At 71.2% G+C, this 17,484-nt stretch carries 18 protein-coding genes; 6 read left to right on the top strand and 12 right to left on the bottom strand.

Annotation, left to right across the window (positions count from 1 at the left end; all coding sequences use genetic code 11):
- Positions 1-264: 264 nt before the first annotated feature.
- From ACFYPN_RS13285 to ACFYPN_RS13275, 3 genes are all read right to left on the bottom strand, one after another.
- Positions 265-1,602, bottom strand: coding sequence for an MFS transporter (locus ACFYPN_RS13285; RefSeq protein WP_389298145.1), 1,338 nt, complete (start codon positions 1,600-1,602; stop codon positions 265-267).
- Entirely contained in the window at positions 1,599-2,255 is a 657-nt protein-coding gene (locus ACFYPN_RS13280; RefSeq protein ID WP_389298143.1) for a helix-turn-helix domain-containing protein, read from the bottom strand. Before ACFYPN_RS13280 ends, ACFYPN_RS13285 begins: the two co-directional genes overlap by 4 nt.
- A 107-nt stretch (positions 2,256-2,362) precedes the next feature.
- Positions 2,363-3,253 (bottom strand): phosphotransferase enzyme family protein, encoded by an 891-nt coding sequence (locus ACFYPN_RS13275; RefSeq protein WP_389298141.1) that lies wholly within the window; start codon positions 3,251-3,253, stop codon positions 2,363-2,365.
- A 121-nt stretch (positions 3,254-3,374) separates the two neighbouring features.
- Here ACFYPN_RS13275 and ACFYPN_RS13270 point away from each other — a divergent pair, with 121 nt between their 5' ends.
- From ACFYPN_RS13270 to ACFYPN_RS13260, 3 genes are read left to right on the top strand one after another with little or no spacing between them, the layout of a single operon-like run.
- The gene (locus ACFYPN_RS13270; RefSeq protein WP_389298139.1) at positions 3,375-4,319 is read left to right on the top strand and encodes a carbohydrate ABC transporter permease; all 945 of its coding nucleotides are present in this window, start codon (positions 3,375-3,377) and stop codon (positions 4,317-4,319) included.
- On the top strand, positions 4,316-5,155 hold the full coding sequence (locus ACFYPN_RS13265; protein WP_358756151.1) for a carbohydrate ABC transporter permease: 840 nt from the start codon (positions 4,316-4,318) through the stop codon (positions 5,153-5,155). The genes ACFYPN_RS13270 and ACFYPN_RS13265 overlap by 4 nt, the downstream gene beginning before the upstream one ends.
- Positions 5,155-6,453 (top strand): ABC transporter substrate-binding protein, encoded by a 1,299-nt coding sequence (locus ACFYPN_RS13260; RefSeq protein WP_389298137.1) that lies wholly within the window; start codon positions 5,155-5,157, stop codon positions 6,451-6,453. The genes ACFYPN_RS13265 and ACFYPN_RS13260 overlap by 1 nt, the downstream gene beginning before the upstream one ends.
- A gap of 25 nt (positions 6,454-6,478) precedes the next feature.
- Here ACFYPN_RS13260 and ACFYPN_RS13255 read toward each other — a convergent pair whose 3' ends face one another.
- The gene (locus tag ACFYPN_RS13255) at positions 6,479-7,231 is read right to left on the bottom strand and encodes an SDR family oxidoreductase (RefSeq protein WP_389298135.1); all 753 of its coding nucleotides are present in this window, start codon (positions 7,229-7,231) and stop codon (positions 6,479-6,481) included.
- Positions 7,232-7,614: 383 nt separating this feature from the next.
- On the opposite strand from ACFYPN_RS13255, the gene ACFYPN_RS13250 reads away from it, so the two are divergent.
- The 3 genes from ACFYPN_RS13250 to ACFYPN_RS13240 all read left to right on the top strand — a co-directional run bounded on the left by ACFYPN_RS13250 (position 7,615) and on the right by ACFYPN_RS13240 (position 9,789).
- Positions 7,615-8,703, top strand: a complete 1,089-nt coding sequence (locus tag ACFYPN_RS13250; protein WP_389298133.1) for an aldo/keto reductase — start codon at positions 7,615-7,617, stop codon at positions 8,701-8,703.
- A 146-nt stretch (positions 8,704-8,849) separates the two neighbouring features.
- Positions 8,850-9,398, top strand: a complete 549-nt coding sequence (locus ACFYPN_RS13245; RefSeq protein WP_358756159.1) for a DUF1697 domain-containing protein — start codon at positions 8,850-8,852, stop codon at positions 9,396-9,398.
- Entirely contained in the window at positions 9,391-9,789 is a 399-nt protein-coding gene (locus tag ACFYPN_RS13240) for a DUF4440 domain-containing protein (RefSeq protein ID WP_389298131.1), read from the top strand. The genes ACFYPN_RS13245 and ACFYPN_RS13240 overlap by 8 nt, the downstream gene beginning before the upstream one ends.
- A gap of 26 nt (positions 9,790-9,815) precedes the next feature.
- Here the strand turns inward: ACFYPN_RS13240 and ACFYPN_RS13235 are convergent, their stop codons facing one another.
- The 8 genes from ACFYPN_RS13235 to cysC form a co-directional block, all read right to left on the bottom strand.
- Entirely contained in the window at positions 9,816-10,670 is an 855-nt protein-coding gene (locus tag ACFYPN_RS13235) for an ABC transporter ATP-binding protein (RefSeq protein WP_389298130.1), read from the bottom strand.
- A 77-nt stretch (positions 10,671-10,747) separates the two neighbouring features.
- Positions 10,748-11,551: a sirohydrochlorin chelatase gene (locus ACFYPN_RS13230; RefSeq protein ID WP_389298128.1), complete on the bottom strand. Its 804-nt coding sequence runs from the start codon at positions 11,549-11,551 to the stop codon at positions 10,748-10,750.
- A gap of 8 nt (positions 11,552-11,559) precedes the next feature.
- Entirely contained in the window at positions 11,560-12,477 is a 918-nt protein-coding gene (locus tag ACFYPN_RS13225; protein ID WP_389298126.1) for an ABC transporter permease, read from the bottom strand.
- Positions 12,464-13,255 (bottom strand): ABC transporter ATP-binding protein, encoded by a 792-nt coding sequence (locus ACFYPN_RS13220; protein ID WP_358756167.1) that lies wholly within the window; start codon positions 13,253-13,255, stop codon positions 12,464-12,466. The genes ACFYPN_RS13225 and ACFYPN_RS13220 overlap by 14 nt, the downstream gene beginning before the upstream one ends.
- Before the next feature lie 43 nt (positions 13,256-13,298).
- Positions 13,299-14,414, bottom strand: a complete 1,116-nt coding sequence (locus ACFYPN_RS13215; RefSeq protein ID WP_358756169.1) for an aliphatic sulfonate ABC transporter substrate-binding protein — start codon at positions 14,412-14,414, stop codon at positions 13,299-13,301.
- Between the two features lie 233 nt (positions 14,415-14,647).
- Entirely contained in the window at positions 14,648-16,003 is a 1,356-nt protein-coding gene (locus ACFYPN_RS13210) for a sulfate adenylyltransferase subunit 1 (RefSeq protein WP_389298124.1), read from the bottom strand.
- Positions 16,004-16,939: a sulfate adenylyltransferase subunit CysD gene (cysD, locus tag ACFYPN_RS13205; protein ID WP_358756173.1), complete on the bottom strand. Its 936-nt coding sequence runs from the start codon at positions 16,937-16,939 to the stop codon at positions 16,004-16,006.
- On the bottom strand, positions 16,936-17,481 hold the full coding sequence (gene cysC / locus ACFYPN_RS13200; RefSeq protein ID WP_389298122.1) for an adenylyl-sulfate kinase: 546 nt from the start codon (positions 17,479-17,481) through the stop codon (positions 16,936-16,938). Before cysC ends, cysD begins: the two co-directional genes overlap by 4 nt.
- Positions 17,482-17,484: the final 3 nt, after the last annotated feature.

Here is a 17,484-nt window from a genome sequence, read left to right as displayed (position 1 = left end):
CTCCACCGGCATCTCCTGACCCACGGTGAGCGCGTCCGAAGCGTGATCGTCCCCTGCGAGATCAGCCCGGGGACGTCGATCACCCCAGGTGTAGTCGCCGATGTCCGCGGACCCGACAGGGGAGCCGCGCCGCCTACGAGGACGGCCCTCCGCCTCGCTCCCCACGAGCCGGATACCGTGTCGCGCCGGTATGCCGTGCCGCCCCTGCCCCGGGGCCCGGTCCACCGGCCGCGAAGACCACCCGGGAGCGGGACCCGCCCGGCGTCATGCCTCCGCACCCGCACGGCCCGGCGAGGTGTCCTCCCCGCCCGGCGGTTTCTCCGCGCCCGGTCGGCGCGTACGGTCCATTTCTCGCCATTCCGGCCGGAGTCCGGCCAGGTTCGTGGTGAGGAAGTACGCGGCCCCGCAGACAAGCAGCACCGGGGTGAGCCCGACAGCGGTCACCGCCGCCCCGGCCAGCAGCCCGCCGAGGGGGATGCCGGCCCAGGCCAGTGAGTCGCCGAGCGCGTTGACCCGGCCCAGCATGCGGCGCGGCACCCGCTCGACGAGAACGGCTCCCAGCACAGGATTGATGAAGCCGCCGCCGAAGCCGCCGACCGCGAAGACGGCCATGACCGTCCACAGTGGGGCGTCCGAGGCGAGAATCAGGAATCTCGGGGCCCCGACGAGGAGGAACCCGCCAAGGACGACCAGCCTGCGCTGGAGCCGGTGCGCGGTCGCCGCGGCGATCAGGCTCCCGGCGACCGCCGCCGCACCGAGCGCACTGCCGGTCAGGCCGATCGCAGCCGGACCGTGGCCGGACGCCCGGGCCCAGAGGGGGATGAGCACGGAGCTGATCGCGGCGTCCAGCAGATTGGTGATGCCCACCGTGACGATGACGGTGAGCAGCAAGGGTTCGCCGCGGAGGAAGGTGAAGCCTTCGCCGAACCGACGCCAGTAGCCCGGTTCCTTCGCGCCGGCTGCCACCGGTTCCTGGTCGGCTGCGTGCCCGACGCCGCGGGGCAGCACAACTCGGATGATGATCGATCCGAGAGCGAAGGAGCCGGCGTTGAGGGCGAGTCCGGTCAGGGGGCCGAGCAGCGCCACCAGGGAACCGCCGACGGCCGGCCCGAGGGTGGACGCGAGGCGCTCGATCACACCGGACACGCTCATGGCACGCTCCAGCGGCATTCCGGCGCGCTCGGCCGCCTCGGGCACCATCACTTCCTTGGCCAGGTCGCCTGGGCCGCGGGCCGCGCCGACTACCGCGACCAGGACCAACAGGAGCGGAAAGGACAGGAGGTGCAGTGCGTGGAGGAGGGGGACCAGAGCGGCGGCGACCGCACTGACCGTGTCCGTCGTCCAAGAGACGGCCCGCGGGCCGACGCGGTCCACCACCGGCCCCGCGAGCGCCTTGACCACGACGTACGGAGCCATCTCGCAGAAGGCGACCAACCCGGTACGCGTCGCGCTGCCCGTCGTGACGAGCACGAACCAGGGGAGGGCCACGGCCGAGATCCGCGTGCCGGTCAACGATACGGCCATGGCCGTCAGGACCCCGCCCAGCGGCCGTAAGGACCGCCCGCCGGATATGGCGCCGGTGGCTGGGGCGTCGCTGGTCATGACGCCTCCGTCGTCGTCCCCGGGCCAGCGTTGTCCTCGGGCGCGGCGAGCGCGTCCGGTTCGGGCAGGATGTGCGCGATGAGGCCGACCCGCTGGGCCCCCTCCGGAGCACTGGCCGCCGTGTCGGGGTCGTCCCTCCGGTAGCGGGCGACGACGTCCCTCAACTCCCGCCGCAGGGAGACGGCTTCCTCGGGAGTGAGCCGTAGGGACCAGTCGCTCATGTCGAAGGCCCCCCGCCACGCGCGGGGCAGCGTCTGTATCTCGTTCAGCGTCCGCTGGGTGCGCAGGGTGTAGGTGGCCGCGACCGACTGCAGGTACGTCAGTGCCGCCTCGGGCTCCCGGTCGGTCAGTTCGGGGTTGCTGAACTCCGTCGTCCGGTGGACCGAACGCCACCAGCGCTCCCGCGCGTTGCCGCGTTCCGCATCCTCTTCGACGAACCCGGCCGCCCCGAGCCGGCGCAGGTGGTAGCTGGCCGTCCCGGAGTTCACCCCCAGCCGTTCCGCCAGGCGGGTGGCCGTCGACGGGCCGTGCTTCCGCAGCACCCCGACCAACTGCACGCGCAGTGGATGGGCGAGGGCCCGCAGTCCCCTGGCCTCCAGGACGACCGCGCTCTCCTCTGCGGACCGTTCGACTCTCTCCGGCGTATCGCTCATGCGGCACACAGTAGACCGCGAAGAATTCTTTGCAAACGATTCTTCGCGAAGATTTCTTCGCGATCATTGTGGCGGGAAAGCGCGGTGGTGGGAGCTCACGGCCACTCTCAGAAGGGATACCACCGCACCTCGGGGTCACCGTCCCGCAGCGAGGCCACCCGGCGGCCGAATTCGGTGAGCGCCTTCGGATTGGCCGGTGCGTGCTGGGCGACCCAGGCGCAGCTGGCCGTCTCGCGGGCGCCTCGGAGCACGGCGCAGCCGTCCCACTCCCGTACGTCCCAGCCGTAGGCGGCGGTGAAGTCGTCGTAGGACCGGGCGGGCAGCCCGTACCGGTCGCGGGAGAGGGCGAGCACCACGAGGTCGTGCTCGCGCAGGTCGAAGGAGAAGGTCTCCAGGTCCACCAGAACGGGTCCGTCCGGGCCGACATGGACGTTGCGCGGCAGGGCGTCGCCGTGGACCGGCCCCGGCGGCAGGTGGGGTACGAGGGCGGCGGAGGCGGCGGCGAAGCCGTCCCGGCGCGCTCGCAGGTAGTCGGCATCCGCCGGGTCGATGGCATCGCCCGCCAGCCGGAGCCAGCGTTCGACCCCGCCGAGCAGTTCGCGGCGCGGCAGGGTGAAGCCCTCCGGCGCGGGCAGCGAGTGCACCAAGGTCAGCAGCGGGGCCAGATCGCGCGGTTCGGGTGCCCGTACGGCGTCAGGCAGCCGGTGCCACACGGTCACCGGGTGTCCCTCCACCGTACGCGGCGCGGGCTCGGCGGCCCGGACGGCTGGTACGCCGGAGCCGGCGAGCCAGCCGGCCACCGCGACCTCGCGTTCGGCGCGTTCGCGCAGTTCCGGATGGTGGGTCGCCTCACGGCCGACCTTGACCACCAGATCGCCGACGGCGAAGGTCGCGTTCTCGCCCAGCGCGAGGAGCTCCGCCTCGAAAGTCGTACCGGAAGGACCATTTCCGGCCAGTCCGGCAGCGGTCAGTACCTCGCGCGCTCGCTCTTCGTTCATGGCCTGATTTTCGCATTGGTGCAGGCCACCTTGACGAACGGTCGGCCCGTCAGGACCATGACGGAGGCCGGGCGAGCGGCCAGAGCGGAAGAAAGTCGATCCAATACGGCAAAGAGGTCGAATGGTGACATTAGCGACCGCGACGGAGCGGCCGGGACAGCGTCGCCGGGATGACGGACGGGGCGGTGTGCGGTCCGCCCGCGACCGGGCCGCCTGGTTCCTGGTGCTGCCCGCGCTCATCCCCATTCTCGTCCTCAGCGTCGGACCGCTGCTCTACGGCATCGGGCTCGCCTTCACCGACGCGCAGTCCGGCCGTACCCGCTCCACCCAGTGGATCGGCGCGCTGAACTTCCAGGACCTGCTCCACGACACCCTCTTCTGGGACTCCTTCCGGATCGGCCTGCTCTGGGCCGTGGGCGTCACCGTCCCCCAGTTCCTGCTCGCCCTCGGCCTCGCGCTGCTGCTCAACGAGAACCTGCGGATGCGCTGGCTGGCCCGCGCGCTGGCGATCATCCCCTGGGCGATGCCCGAGGTCGTCGTCGGCATCATGTGGCGGCTCGTCTACAACCCGGACGCGGGCATCCTCAACGAGACCATCCGCGACCTCGGCCTCGGCGACGGCCGGGACTGGCTCACCGGATTCGGCACCGCGCTCCCCGCCGTGATCGTCGTGGGGATCTGGGCCGGGATGCCCCAGTCCACCGTCGCCCTGCTGGCCGGACTCCAGAACACCCCGCACGAACTCCACGAGGCCGCCGCCCTCGACGGCGCGGGGGCCTGGCGACGCTTCCGTACCGTCACCTGGCCCGCGCTGAAACCGGTCGCGCTCTCCATCACGGCCCTCAACTTCATCTGGAACTTCAACTCCTTCGCCCTGGTCTACGTCCTGACCAGCGGCGGACCCGGCGGCCGGACCCGGCTGCCGATGCTCTTCGCCTATGAAGAGGCGTTCCGCTACGGGCAGTTCGGCTACGCGGCGGCGATGGGGTGTGTGATGGTCGCGGTGATCTCCGTGATCCTCGCCGTGTACCTGGCCGGCCGGCTCCGTGGAGGGGACGACACATGAGCATGCGCACCGGGCGTGCCACCCGCGCGGGGCAGTACCTCGCGCTCACCGGCTACCTCGTCTTCCTGGCGTTCCCGTTCCTCTGGCTGATCTCCACCGCCTTCAAGCCCGCCCGTGAACTGGGCTCGCTGCACCCCACCTGGATCCCCGACCACCCCACCCTGGACAACTTCCGGCAGGCGTTCGACGAGCAGCCGCTGCTCCAGGCCGCCGGGAACTCACTGATCGCCGCCGTCAGCGCCGGGGCGATCTGCGTCCTGATCGCCACCCCGATGGCCTACGTGATGGCCCGCCACCGGAGCAAACTCTCGGCCGCCGCCACCGGCTGGGTCGTGATCAGCCAGGCATTCCCCTTCGTCCTGCTGATCATCCCGCTCTTCCTGATCCTCAAGAACCTGCACCTGATCAACTCCCTGGCGGGCCTGATCATGGTGTACGTCGTCTGGTCGCTGCCCTTCGCGCTCTGGATGCTCGTCGGCTACGTCCGGGCCGTCCCCACCGAACTGGAGGAAGCGGCCTCCGTCGACGGTGCCGGAAGGCTCCGCACCCTCGTCTCGGTCACCGCCCCGCTGCTCGCCCCCGGGATCGTGGCCACCGCCCTCTTCGCGTTCATCACCGCATGGAACGAGTTCTTCTTCGCCCTCGTCCTGCTCAAGACCCCGGAGAAGCAGACCTTGCCGGTCGTCCTCACCCACTTCATCGGAGCCGAGGGCGCGGCCGACCTCGGACCGCTCGCCGCCGCCGCGTTCCTCGCCACCCTTCCCTCCCTCCTCCTCTTCGCGCTCATCCAGCGCCGCATCACCGGCGGGATGCTGGCCGGGGCGGTGAAGAGCTGATGCGCGCACTCACCAGGGCGGCCGCCTCCGCCGCGACCGTGCTCACCCTGCTGCTCGCCGGCTGTTCCGGCGGTAGGGACGCCGCCACCGACGCCCACGGGACCGTGCACCTGCGCTTCCAGTCGCTGGCCTGGCAGACGGAGTCCGTCGCCGCCAACAAGGAGCTCGTCACGGAGTGGAACGCCACCCACCCCGACATCCAGGTGGAGTACGTCCAGGGCAGCTGGGACAGCGTCCACGACCAGCTGCTCACCTCGTTCGAGGGCGACGAGGCGCCCGACATCATCCACGACGCCTCCGACGACCTCGCCGACTTCGCGTACGGCGGCTACCTCGCCGATCTCCGTACCCTCCTCCCCGACCGGCTGACCGAGGACATCCCGCAGACCTCCTGGTCCACGACCACCTTCGACGGCGGCGTCTACGGCGTCCCGTTCCTCCAGGAGCCGAAGGTCCTCATCGCCAACACGAAGATCCTCAAGGCGTCGGGGGTCCGCATCCCCACCGCCGACCGGCCCTGGAGCTGGGAGGAGTTCCGCCAGGTCACCAGGGAACTCACCGGGAAGGGGCGGTACGGGGTCGCCTGGCCGCTCAGGGAACCCGTCTCCGTCACCCTCAACCTGGGGCTCTCGGCCGGCGGACAGCTCTTTCTCCGGGGCGAGGACGGGAAGGTGAACCTCGGTTTCGACGAGGGCGACCAAGTGGTGCCCCGGACCATCCACGACCAGGTCACCATCGACCACAGTGCGGCGCGGACCGCGCTCGGCATGGGCGGCTCCGACACGCTGCCCGGACTCTTCGGCGGCAAGTACGCCATGGTGCCGCTCGGCTTCGCCTACCGGCAGCAGGTCGTGGAGCAGGCCCCCGAGGGCTTCGAGTGGAGCGTGCTGCCCGCGCCCGCCGGCAGCGCCGGCACGGCCCAGGGGGTGAGTCCGCAGACCCTCTCGGTTGCGGAGGACAGCCCGCACAAGAAGGAGGCGGTGGAGTTCCTCGACTTCCTGCTCGCCCCGCCCAACATGGTCCGCCTCGCCAAGGGCGACTGGATGCTGCCCACCGGTACCGAGGCCCTCGCCGACCCCGCTCTGCACACCGAGGACCAGGGCTGGGCCACCGGCACCGCGCTCGCCCAGAAGCTCCGCCCGGCCCCCGCCCAGTCCGTACGCGGCTACCCGGAGTGGAAGGACAAGGTGGCCACCCCGGCACTCCAGGAGTACTACAGCGGGGCGATCGGACTCGACGAACTGAAGGACCGCCTGGTCGGTGACGGCAACCGGGTGCTGGCGCGCTACCAGCGCTGACCCGGCCCGCGCACCCTGTGGGGCCTCACACGGCGGGCCGCTGGAGCCAGAGCCACTGCGCGTAGGTGAGCGTCCCGTGATCGGCCGGCGCCCGGGTGACCAGGCTCCCGTCACGCATGGCTCTGCCCATCCCGCCGGGGAGGGGGATCTCCACGATGGGGCTCTTCTTGCCCGTGTGGTGCGCGTACGCCCTGACCATCAGGGCCATCGACTCGACGCGCGGGCCGCCCAGGTCGGGGACGCGGCCCGCCGGGGCGCCGGTGGCCAGCTCCACCAGACGCGTCGCCACCTCGCGGGCGGCGACCGGCTCGGACTTCATCCTTGGTACGGCCACCACAGGACCCAGCCTGATCTGCCCGTAGATCTGGCTCGCGAACTCGTGGAACTGTGTCGCCCGCAGGATCGTCCACGGCACCGCACCGCCCTCGACCAGGCGCTCCTGGGCCACCTTTCCGGCGTAGTAGCCGTGCGGCGCCCGGTCGACGCCGACGATCGACAGCGCGAGGTGATGTCCCACCCCGGCGGCCTGCTCCGAGGCAAGCAGCCGCCGGGTCACCGTGGTGAAGAACTCCGTGGACGCCTTGGCCGACATGGTCCGGGTCGACGTCACGTCCACCACTGCCGCGACCCCCTGGAGCGCCTCCGCCGCACCGGAGCCGGAGACCAGATCGACACCGTGCGAACGGGAGAGCACCACGGCCTCGTGGCCCCGCTCGCGGACGACGTCGACCACATGCCGCCCGACGGTACCGGTGCCGCCGGCCACTGCGATCTTCACGCGGATCTCCTTCTCCTCGGCCGCCCCGGAAACCCGCCGACCGCCCTCCGGTGTCCGGGACCGATCATCCCTCCGCCCGGCGGCCCGGGCACCCGCGCATCCGCTCGGGGCAGCGTCCATGTGCCGGAACCGCCAAGAGGCGGCGGAGGATCCCGCAGCCCCCGGATCGCCCGTACGGGGACTCCGGGTACTCCGGGAACTGCCCGTGAACCGCTCCCGGCCCTTCACCAGTGACAACGCGTCGCGCGAAGCCACAGTTCCCTGACGCACTGTGACAATGGTCCGGTGGAAGAAGCCTTCCGGCCCCGGCCCCCACCGCCGCATACTCCAGGGCCTGCCCGTCCAGCCGGCGACGGGCGGAACCCACGGGAGGGAAGCCGAAGATGAACGAGCAGGGCACACCGGCAGGGGGCGCCGGCCGCTGGCGCCTCGGTGACCTGGAGGTCAACCGGCTCGGCTTCGGCGCCATGCGGCTGACCGGGGCCGCCGCGTTCCACCCCGGAAGCCGGGCCGACCGGGCAACCTCGATCCGGGTGCTGCGCCGCGCGATCGAACTCGGCGTCGACCACATCGACACCGCCGCCTTCTACTTCTCGGCGCTCCGTTCCGCCAACGAGCTGATCAACACCGCGCTGGCGCCCTATCCGGACAACCTCGTGATCGCCACCAAGGTGGGCCCGGTCCGTGACGCCTCGGGTGCCTGGGCGACCCCGGCCCGCCCCGACGAACTGCGCGGCCAGGTGGAGGAGAACCTCCGCCAGCTCGGCCGCGACCACCTCGACCTGGTCAATCTGCGCGCCATGGGCCAGGACTCCCCAGGTGGTGTCCGGCGGATCATGGCCGGGGGCGCGACGCCCGGCACGGCACCTCGCGGCGTTGCCGAAACGTCCGCATCGCTCCGCGATGAGGACGTTCCAGCGCCTTGCGATGCACCGCGCCGAACGCCGCGCCCTTCCCGACCTCGATCCGCCGGATACCACCTCGCCGAGCACATCGGCGCCCTGGCCGAGCTCCGTGAGGCGGGGCTCGTCCGCCACATCGGGATCTCCGGCGTCCGCCTCGGCCAACTTGCGGAGGCCCGGGAGACCGCCCCGGTGGTGTGCGTGCAGAACCGCTACGGGATCGACGACCGGGACGGCGAGGACGTCCTGCGCGCCTGCGGAGAGCTGGGGATCGCCTTCGTCCCCTTCTTCTCCGTCGCCGGGCAGGGCCGCGAAGGGGGAGCGGGCGGCCCCGAGAGCCCGCAGGTGCGTACGGTCGCCCGTGCGCACGGTGTCTCGACCGCCCAGGTCCGGCTGGCGTGGTCCCTCGGGCGTGGTGCCCACGTCCTGGCCATCCCCGGCACCGGGAACCCCGAACACGTGGCCGACAACGTCGAAGCCGCCCGCCTCCGGCTGTCCGCCGAGGAGACCGCGCTGCTGGACACCGTGGCGCCCCCGAAGCGGGGCGAGGACCCGAACCACCGGAGGTGACACGGCTCCCGCCCCGGCACTGAGGTGGTCTCCGGCGGATCAGGGCCGGGGTCGCGACGCCCGGCACGGCGCCTCGCGATGCGGTACCGCGCCGACCGCGGCGCCCTCCCGGCCTTGATCCGCCGGGCACCACTTAGGGTGAGCCCATGACGACGACGTACGCACTCCTGTTGCGCGGTATCAACGTCGGGGGCCACCGCAAGGTGCCGATGCCGCAACTGCGCACGGTGCTCACGGAACTCGGCCACAGCGGCGTGACCACCTACCTGCAGAGCGGCAACGCGGTCCTCACCGCGGCGAGCGACGACGAGAACGAGGTCGCCGGAGGAATCGAGCGGGCTATCGAGGAGCGCTTCGGGTTCGCCGTCGACTGCCTCGTCCGCTCCGGCGCGTACCTCCGGGCCGTCGCCGACGCCTGCCCCTTCCCCGCCGCCGAGCTGGAAGGGAAACAGCTGCACGTCACCTTCTACGACGGGCCGGTCACCGAGGACCGCTTCGCCCCGGTGGAGCCCGCCGCGTTCCTGCCGGAGGAGTTCCGGCTCGGCGACCGCGCGCTCTACCTCTACGCTCCGGACGGCCTCGGCCGCTCCGCCCTCGCCGTCGCCCTCGCGCGGCCCGCCGTCACCAAGGGCCTCGTCGCCACCAGCCGCAACTGGAACACCGTCGTCAAGCTCGTGGAGCTCACCCGTGACTGAACTCCCGCACCCCGTGGCCGAGGTGATCGAGAACGAGCTGCGCCTGCTCGACCCCGAGGTGCGCGGCTCCGCACCGCTCCTCGCGGCGATGCTGCACCCCGACTTCAGGGAGATCGGAACGAGCGGCCGGCTCTGGGACCGCGACATGGTCATCGCCGCGCTCCACGGGGAGGCCACCACCCGTCCCGGACCGCTGACCGCCTCCCGGATGCGGGGTGCCGAGCTCTGTCCCGGCCTCGTCCACCTGACCTTCGACACCGAACACAAGGGCGCCCGGGCGCACCGGAGTTCGCTCTGGCGGCTGGGCGACGGGGAATGGCTGCTCTACTTCCACCAGGCCACCCCGTTCGTCACCAACCCGTCCGTCGCCGACCCGTTCGCCGACGCCTGAGGGCACCACCCGGGCCCCGGCTCGGCTCAGCGGCGGGTCACCCGCTGCGCCCGGGCGCTCCACCGGCCCTCGGTACGCGTGATGCGCACCGGATGGCCGAAGCAGTCGCTGACCCGGTCGGTGGTCAGCACCTCGTCGGCGGAACCCGACGCCACGCACCGCCCACCGCGCAGCAGCATCGCGTGCGTGGTGGATGCGGGCAGCTCCTCCAGGTGGTGGGTGACCAGTACCGTCGCCAGCTCCGGATGCTCCTCGCGCAGAGCGTCCAGACTGTCCAGCAACTGCTCCCGGGCTGCCAGGTCCAGGCCGGTGGCCGGTTCGTCCAGGAGCAGCAACCGGGGACTCGGCATCAGACCGCGGGCGATCAGCGTCCTGCCCCGCTCGCCCTGGGAGAGCGCCGGCCAGCGGGAGTCCTCCTTGCCGCCCATCCCCAGCATCGCCAGCAGTCCGTCCGCCCGCGCCCGCTCGTCGGCGGACGGTGACCACCGCGGCAAGGGCATCACCGAGTTGGTGAGACCCGTCAGCGTGACCTGACGTACCGTCAGTGAGGACTGGAGCGGGTGGCGCGGGTTCACGTGGCCCAGCAGGGTCCTCAGCTCCCGCAGATCCACCCGGCCCAGCGTCCTGCCGAGCACCCGCACCGTGCCCCGGCTGGGATGGGTCACCGCGCCGAGCAGCCCCAGCAGGGTGCTCTTCCCGGCGCCGTTGGCACCCAGGAGCGCCCAGTGCTCGCCCTGCCGGACGGTGAGCGAGACGGTGTCCAGGATCGCCCGGCCGTCACGTACCACGGAGACCTCGTCGGCGTGGATCACCGGTACGGGCGCCTCGGCGGAGGGAGCGACGGGAAAGGAGAGCGGGCCGGCGAGGGGGGCCGAGGTCACGACGACTGCTCCTTACATCCATGCATCCGACACGTGACCCTATCGGTCCAGAATGCGGACAGGGCCCAGGGGCCGGCTCAAGCCGACAGCGGGAGCGCGCGGGCCGCCGACGCCTCGTCGTACCTCGCCAGCAGCAGCCGGGCCACGGCGGGAGAAGCTCCGAGGACTGCGGAGAGCACGTCCGCGCCGGCCTCGGCCGCACCCGCGACGATCCGGTCCGGGAGCCGGCCGGGCGCGAGGACGTACGGGGCCACCGCCACGCGGTCCACGCCGTCGGCGCGCAGTGCGCGCACCGCGTCCCCGGTGGGCGGGAATCCGCTGGGCGAAGAGGCGGAGGCGAACGCAGGCCGCACGGCGCACCAACCGGTGTGCCGCAGCTCCCGCGCGATTTCAGCGATCACTGCGATCGCCTCCGGGTCCGTGGAGCCCGCCGAGGCCAGAACCAGCCCCGTCGAGCGTCTGTCGGCGGCGGTGACCCCGGCCTCGTCCAACCGCTGCTCCAGAGCCGAGAGGAGCAGCGGGGAGGGGCCGAGGACGCCCGCCTGCCGGATGCGCAGCCGGGGCAGCCGGGTCCGGGCCTCGCGGAGCACCGAGGGGATGTCGGTCTTGGCGTGGAAGGCCCGGGTGAGCAGGAGCGGCAGCGCGACGACCTCCGTCACCCCCGCGGAGCCTCCCGCCCGTTCAGCGCTCACCGCAGCACTCCGCGTGTGCAGGCGTTCCAGCACCCTGGGCACGGACGGGGCGTTGAAGTCGAGGAAACCCGTTTCCACGCGGAGCCCCGGCCGCAGGGACCGTACCCGCGCGGTGAGCGCGTGCACGGTCGCCGCGTGCAGCGGATCGCGGCTGCCGTGGGCGATGACGAGAAGGACGGGTGCGTGCATGGAGGGGCTCAGTTCTTGACGAGAAGACCGCGGCTGCGCAGCACCCACCGCTCCAGCGGACTGAAGATCAGCAGGTCGATCGCGACGCCGACGAAGAGGATGAGCAGGATCGACAGGAAGATGCCGGGCATGTCGAAGTTGTTGCGGCCGTTCTCCAGCAACTGTCCCAGCCCCAGACCGAGATCGGGGGAGGAGGCGATGATCTCGGCGGCCATCAGCGAGCGCCACGAGAAGGCCCAGCCCTGCTTCAGCCCCGCGAGGTAGCCCGGCAGCGCCGCCGGCAGCACGATGTGCCAGGTGCCGCGCAGCCCGGTGGCGCCGATGGTGCGGCCCGCGCGGAGGAAGAGCGGGGGGACCTGGTCGACGCCGGAGACGAGGCCGTTGGCGATCGACGGGACGGCGCCGAGCAGGATCACCGCGTACATCATCGAGTCCTGGAGACCGAGCCAGATGACGGCCGGGGCGACCCAGGCCACCGAGGGCAGCGACTGGAGGCCCGAGAGGATCGGGCCGATCGCCGCGCGCACGAACCGTACCCGGGCGACGAGCAGACCGAGCGGCGTACCGATGACGACCGCGAGCACGAAGCCGAGCAGACCGCGCGAGACGCTGGTCCAGATGACCTCCAGCAGGGTGCCCTTGACCCACATGTCCTGCGCGCTGTCCCAGACGGCGGCGGGCGGCGGCAGCTTGTAGTCGTCGGTGACCTTCGCCCAGACCAGCACCTGCCAGACCAGGACGACCAGGACCACCGCCAGGACCGGCGGCAGGACCTTCTGGCCGAGGATCTTCCGGAGCGGCGTACGGGACACCTGTACGGCGTCCAGCGCGTCGAGCCCGGCCTCCAGACCCGCGAGGTCGTCCCGCTTCGCGGGCCCCGCCCCGGCTGCCGTCTTCCCGACGGACTTGATGTCAGTGCTGGCCATGGCGGCGGATCTCCCCACGCAGTTCTTCGGTGATCTCGACGGACAGTTCCGCGACGGCGGAGTCCTCGATGCGGCGCGGGTGTTCGATGCCGACGGTCCACTCGCGGGCGATCCGTCCCGGCCGGGACGACAGCAGCACGACCCGCTGGGCGAGGCGCACCGCCTCGCGCACGTTGTGGGTGACGAAGAGGACCGAAGCGTTGGTCTCCCGCCAGATCCGGGTGAGTTCGTCGTGCAGTACGTCACGGGTGATCGCGTCGAGAGCGGCGAACGGCTCGTCCATGAGGAGCAGTTGACTGTCCTGGGCGAGCGCGCGGGCCATGGCGACCCGCTGGCGCATACCGCCGGAGAGCTCGTGCACGCGCTTGCCGTACGAGCCGCCCAGGCGTACGAGTTCGAGCAGCCGCTCCGCTTCGGGGCGGCGCTCGGCCTTGGTCACCCCGCGCAGCCGCAGGGCGAGTTCGATGTTCTTGCCCGCGGTCAGCCACGGGAAGAGGGCGTGTTCCTGGAACATCAGGGCCGGCCGCCCGCCGGGGGTCTCGATGGACCCCGCGGACGGGCGGTCGAGTCCGGCCACCAGGTTGAGCAGCGTCGACTTGCCGCACCCGGAGGCTCCCAGGAGGGTGACGAACTCGCCGGGAGCGACATCGAGCGTGATGTCGTCCAGGACGAGCTGCTGACCGGTGGGTCCGGCGAAGGACTTCGATACGTGGCTGATACGAGCGGCGTGCTCGACCGACGCGCGGTCCTCGGCCTTGGTGAGCGTACTGGTCGCCATGGTCGTCACCTCCTGGGAAGCCTGGTGGGGATGGGCGGACGGGTTACTTGACGCCGAGACCGGCGTCGTCGACCGCGGGCTCGCCCTCGGCCTTCAGGACCTTGTTGAGCAGGGTCAGGTCGTAGATGCCGTCGAGGCTGGGCTTCTCCAGCAGGCCCGCCTTGACCGCGTGGTCCGCCTCGGCGTTCAGGGTGGCGGCCAGCGGGTCATCGGTGACCAGGATCGACTTCCAGGCCGGGTCGAGGACCTCGGGGGCGAGCGCCTTGCCGCTCAGTGCCTCCAGCGCCTTGTTGGCCGAAGCCTTGGCCGCGTCCGGGTTCGCGTTGATCCACTTGTTCGTCTTCACCGAACCGCGCAGTACCGCCTCGACCACGTCGGGGTGCTCGGTGAGGAACTTCTGCGACACGATGATGTTGGTGATGACGAACTTCTTGTCCGGCCAGAGCGACGTCTCGTCCAGCAGGACCTTGGCGCCTTCGGCGACCAGCTTGGACGCGGTCGGTTCCGGCACCCAGGCGCCGTCCAGCGAACCGGCCTTGTAGGCGTCCGGCGTCACCTTGTTGTCCGAGCGGACGACGGAGACGTCGCCCTTGCCGCTCTGGGCGTCGACCTTCCAGCCCTGCTCGGAGATCCAGTTGAGGAAGGCGACGTCCTGCGTGTTGCCGAGCTGCGGGGTGGCGATCTTCTTGCCCTTGAGGTCCGCCACGGTCTTGATCTTGTCCGGGTTCACGACCAGCTTCACGCCGCCGGAGGCCGAACCACCGATGATCCGCAGGCCCTTGCCCTGGGACTTGGTGTAGCCGTTGATGGACGGCGAGGGGCCGATGAAGCCGATGTCGATCGATCCGGCGTTGAGCGCCTCGATCTCGGACGGGCCGGCGTTGAAGGTCGAGGTCTTGACCTTTGTACCGCCGAGCTCCTTCTGGAAGGTGCCCTCCTCGACTCCCACCAGGGCGGTGGCGTGCGTGAGGTTCGGGAAGTACCCGATGCTCACGCTGTCCGCGGAGAGCTTCTTCTCCCCGGCGGAGACGTCCGCCTTCTTCGAGTCGTCGTCACTCGACTCGGAGCCGTAGCCGCAGGCGGTGAGAACCACGGCGAGCAGCGGCAGTGCGGCGGCAGCGACGAGGCTGCGGCGGACGGTGGTACGGGTGCTTGGCACGGGAGGTGTTCCTCTCGTTGGCCGGGCTCTACGTCCCTCGGGTCCGAGGGAACGCGGCCGGGCGGTCGGCAGGTCTTCGTCTGTACGGGCCGTGCGTGTGGTGCGGGAGGGCGCGCAGGCAGTGCGCGTACGTCATCACGCACATCGCGCCACCCCGCCCTGTCCGCTGCCGAGGGCACCGCTGCCCACACGACCGCCCTCCTTCGCGAAGGAGGAGAAGAAATCGGTTCTCATCAGAAGTCCCATTCGGCGTCGTCTTCGGCCGCTTCGGGTGCGGACCCGCCCCGGACGGCTTCGGCGAACGAGGCGCCCGCCATCCCGGCCGAGAGGGTCGTACCGTCCGCGGGGTCGATCAACAGGAACGATCCGGTGCGCCGGGAGTCGGCGTACGCGTCGAGCGCGAGCGGTTCGGCGGTACGGACCACCACCCGCCCGATGTCGTTGGCGACCAGCTGCCCCGGGACGGGGTGCTGGGAGAGGTCGTCGAGGGTGAGCCGCGAGGGGATGTCCTTCACGATCGCCTTGACCGTGCGGGTGGTGTGCTTCAGCAGCACCCGCTGGCCGACCGAGAGCGGCTGGTCGGCGACGTGGCAGACGGTCGCCTCGACGTCTTGGGTGGAGGCCGGGAGGTCACCGCTCGGCGCGATCAGGTCGCCGCGCGAGACGTCCACGTCGTCCGCGAGCCGCACGGTCACCGACTGCGGCGCCCACGCGGTGTCCACGCTCACGCCCAGCGCGTCGATGCCCGCGACCGTCGAGGTGCGTCCCGAGGGCAGTACGGTGACGGGCTCGCCGACCCGCAGTACGCCGGAGGCGATCTGGCCCGCGTAGCCGCGGTAGTCCGGGTGCTCCGCGGTCTGCGGCCGGATGACGTACTGCACCGGGAAGCGGGCCGGGCACGCGGTGAGGTCGTGGCTCACCGGGACGGTCTCCAGGTGCTCCAGGACCGTCGGGCCGCCGTACCAGTCCATGTGCGCGGACGGCTCCACGACGTTGTCCCCGGCCAGCGCGGAGATGGGGATCGCGGTGATCTCCGGGACGCCGAGGGAGGCCGCGTACGCGGTGAACTCCTTGGCTATCGCGGCGAACACCGGCTCCGCGTACTCCACGAGGTCCATCTTGTTCACGGCGAGGACGACGTGGGGGACGCGCAGGAGGGCGGCGACGGCGGCGTGGCGGCGGGTCTGCTCGACGACGCCGTTGCGGGCGTCGACGAGGACGACGGCGAGTTCGGCGGTGGAGGCGCCGGTGACCATGTTGCGGGTGTACTGCACGTGACCGGGAGTGTCGGCGAGGATGAACCGGCGCTTGGCGGTGGCGAAGTAGCGGTAGGCCACGTCGATGGTGATGCCCTGTTCCCGCTCGGCGCGCAGGCCGTCGGTGAGGAGGGCGAGGTCGGGCGTGTCCTGGCCGCGGTTGCGGGAGGCGTGCTCGACGGCTTCCAGCTGGTCGGTGAGGACCGACTTGGAGTCGTGGAGCAACCGGCCCACGAGGGTGGACTTGCCGTCGTCGACCGAACCGGCCGTGGCGAAGCGCAGCAGGGTGGTCTCGGCCAAGGTGTCGGCCGACTGGTGGGTCGTGGTGGTCATTTAGAAGTACCCCTCGCGCTTGCGGTCTTCCATCGCGGCTTCGCTCATCTTGTCGTCGGCGCGGGTGGCGCCGCGTTCGGTGAGGCGGGAGGCGGCGATCTCGGTGATGACGGCGTCGAGGGTGGTGGCGTCGGAGTCGACGGCTCCGGTGCAGGACATGTCGCCGACGGTGCGGTAGCGCACGAGGCGGGTTTCGGTGGGTTCGGTGTCCTTGGGGCCGCCCCAGTCGCCGGCGGTGAGCCACATGCCGCCGCGGTTGAAGACCTCGCGGTGGTGGGCGAAGTAGATCTCGGGGAGCTCGATGTGTTCGCGCTGGATGTACTGCCAGACGTCGAGTTCGGTCCAGTTGGAGATCGGGAAGACACGGACGTGTTCGCCGGGGGCGTGGCGGCCGTTGTAGAGCTGCCAGAGTTCGGGGCGCTGGCGGCGGGGGTCCCACTGGGAGAACTCGTCGCGGAGGGAGAAGACGCGTTCCTTGGCGCGGGCCTTCTCCTCGTCACGGCGTCCGCCGCCGAAGACGGCGTCAAAGCGGTGCTGCTGGATCGCTTCGGTGAGGGGGACGGTCTGGAGGGGGTTGCGGGTGCCGTCGGGGCGTTCGCGCAGGGTGCCGGCGTCGATGTACTCCTGGACGGAGGCGACGTGCAGGCGCAGCCCGTGGGCGGCGACCGTGCGGTCGCGGTATTCGAGGACCTCGGGGAAGTTGTGCCCGGTGTCGACGTGCAGGAGCGTGAACGGGACCGGGGCGGGGGCGAATGCCTTCAGCGCGAGGTGGAGCATCACGATGGAGTCCTTGCCGCCGGAGAAGAGGATCACCGGCCGCTCGAACTCCCCCGCCACCTCACGGAAGATGTGGACGGCCTCCGACTCCAGCGAGTCGAGGTGGCTGAGCGCGTACGGGTTGACGGTGCCTTCCGGCACGGTGGCGACGGACGTCACGCCAGGCCCCTCTCGGTGAGCAGCGCGTGGAGCGCGCTTGCGGACTCCTGCACGGTCTGCTGGTGCGACTCGATGCGCAGGTCGGGTGCTTCGGGTGCCTCGTAGGGATCGTCGACCCCGGTGAGGCCGCTGATCTCGCCCGCGGCCTGCTTGGCGTACAGCCCCTTCACGTCACGCACGGAGCACACCTCGACCGGCGTGGCCACGTGCACCTCCAGATAGGGGGTGCCCTCGGAGTGGTGCCGCTTGCGGACGGCGTCACGGCTGTCCGCGTACGGAGCGATCACCGGAACCAGCACCTTCACGCCGTTCGCCGCGAGCAGTTCGGCGACGAAGCCGATCCGCTGCACGTTCGTGTGGCGGTCCTCGCGGGAGAAGCCGAGACCGGCGGAGAGGAACTCCCGGATCTCGTCCCCGTCGAGGACCTCCACCCGGTGGCCGTCGCTCTTCAGGCGGCCCGCGAGTTCGTACGCGATGGTGGTCTTGCCCGCGCTCGGCAGACCGGTCAGCCAGACGGTGGCTCCTGTCTCCGTCACGCTCATCGA

It is taken from the genome of Streptomyces sp. NPDC005576, assembly GCF_042871745.1.
Classification (GTDB): Bacteria; Actinomycetota; Actinomycetes; order Streptomycetales; family Streptomycetaceae; genus Streptomyces.
Note: the sequence above shows the minus strand (reverse complement) of the source record. Positions and strands in the feature narration are given on the sequence as shown.